At 64.6% G+C, this 435-nt stretch carries 1 protein-coding gene; it reads right to left on the reverse strand.

The features are described 5' to 3' along the window. The coding region (locus tag ACLNEE_RS16975; protein WP_412007462.1) for a hypothetical protein at window positions 1-435 on the reverse strand (435 nt) is incomplete at both ends.

The following is a 435-nucleotide window of genomic DNA, read 5'->3' on the forward strand; positions in this document are numbered from 1 at the left end:
TTGCCAAGCTCGGCCGACAGGTCGAGCCGTTCGCTGACCGAATAGTCGAGCCCGACAAAGCCGGTGCGGGTTTCGGTCACGGTCGTGCCGGCGGAAGCGTCCTCACGCTGGGAGTAGCGCAGTCCGACACGGCCGGTCGCCACTTCCGAGAAATGTACGATCACTGCCGCATCGCCGCGGATTTCGGTGCTGTCGACCAGATCGACGTCCGAGGCGTTCTGGAAATCGGTCTTGGAATAGCCCAGCCCCAGCGCGAAGCCGAGAACGGACGTGCGGCCGGTTTCCAGCCGGGCACCAAGGCCGTACTCGGTCCGGGTGCCGGTTTCGTCACGGTCCGACAGTTCGTCGAAGGTGCCGATGTCGTCGTTGCGCAGGACGGCGTTGATGTCCAGAACGGCCGCCGGAACCTCTCGGTGATAGTCGAGTGTGGCTTCG

The organism is Aphanothece stagnina RSMan2012, from assembly GCF_046764815.1.
In the GTDB taxonomy this organism is placed as follows: domain Bacteria; phylum Cyanobacteriota; class Cyanobacteriia; order PCC-6307; family Cyanobiaceae; genus NIES-981.